General features: G+C 41.9%; 1 protein-coding gene. It reads left to right on the top strand.

The genetic code is table 11. The features are described from left to right. The first annotated feature begins 434 nt into the window (after nucleotides 1–434). Nucleotides 435–1,445 (top strand): DNA adenine methylase, encoded by a 1,011-nt coding sequence (locus MMIC_RS12355; protein WP_171966514.1) that lies wholly within the window; start codon nucleotides 435–437, stop codon nucleotides 1,443–1,445. The last annotated feature ends 96 nt before the right edge of the window (nucleotides 1,446–1,541 follow it).

Here is a 1,541-nt window from a genome sequence, read left to right as displayed (position 1 = left end):
ATGTGCGGATTTCCATCGGGGCCAGAGGCAACAGTGCCTCACCAACAGGCCGGATACATGTGCGCAACCAACCCTTTGTTACTACATCAATTTATCCTTGCTAAAACGGAGCGGACCATACATGTGTAAAAACGCAGGATCAGGCTGAGGGTGATATATCCGGTGAGTTAGAAAACAGGTGAAATGACTGCAGGCTTCCAGTTAAAGGGAGCATCCCCTTTAACCCGCTTTTAGCCCCTTTAGCCAAAAACATAATCTCAACATTCAAGTCCCTAATTTGTGCGAAAAAAGAACGCACTATTGACGGCGAAAAAGCACCCCTCATAGTAGCCTCCGTTCAGCAGTTTTTCTCACCCTTGCGGGGGGGCCGGCATCGTCGGAATGCGCACACTAACTTGAGAGAGTTCGACATGCTTCTAGGGGAACCGATTGAAATGACCACGTTAGCAACCATAGATTACTCTCTAGGAGAAGAATTCGTTACTCCCAGGATCTATCCACAACTCATAAAATATATGGGATCAAAGGCTAAGATCATTAATTTTGTCTCTGGATCAATTCAATCAGTTTACAATGATGGTATTGTTTGCGATTTATTTAGCGGAGCTGCGAGCCTGTCAGGTGCGTTAGGAGCTACCTATCCCATTCTTTCTAATGATATTCAGAACTACTCATCGCTCATTGCTTCTGTTTATTTGAAGCCCATTAAACTCATTGATATTGAATCGCTTATTCAAGACGCGACTGCCAATCATAAAAAAGCCAAGTCAAAAATAACGATTGATATAGATTATGAAGGCTTTAGTTCACTCGAAGATTTTAACGAAATTGAAGTGCGCAATAGAACGCTCATCAATCAAAGTTTTCGCCATCACTATCATCTTTTTGTGAAGAATTATTCAGGCACATGGTGGAGTGGTGAACAATGCCTTTGGATTGATGCGATAAAACAAGCGATTGATAAGCGCGTAAAAAGCGGTGAATTTAAACAGGCAGAATATGCGCTTACGATGTCTATCTTACTTCATGCTATGGCGTATAGCAGCCAAGGGACAGGACATTATGCGCAGTATAGAGATGCAAAAACCGAATCCTCTATGCTTGATATCAATGTTTATCGACAGAAAACATTACAAAATATTTTTGAAAATAAGTTAAGCCAGATAATCGACTGGTCTAAAGAAAACGTTGTTGATCTAAACCATTCTATTACCACACTCGATTATAAAGATTGCCTTAAGAAGCTAAACGGAGGAACCGTTTATGCTGACCCTCCTTACGCTTTTGTGCATTACAGCCGCTTCTATCACGCGATGGAAACGCTTTGTTTATATGATTATCCAGAGCTACAAATAAAAGGTGGAAGCATCGTAAAAGGTCGCTATCGTGAAAAGCGCCATCAATCCCCTTTCTGTGTTATTCAGCGTTCAAAATTGACCCCCTAGAGGGGTAAATCAGCGTCCAAATTTGACCCCCCTGTAGTATCCCCAGCTAATGATTTAGTTGGAGGAAAAAACAGGAGTGATCACAGTGGAAACGAA

This window comes from Mariprofundus micogutta, assembly GCF_001895085.1.
GTDB lineage: Bacteria > Pseudomonadota > Zetaproteobacteria > Mariprofundales > Mariprofundaceae > Mariprofundus > Mariprofundus micogutta.
Note: the sequence above shows the minus strand (reverse complement) of the source record. Positions and strands in the feature narration are given on the sequence as shown.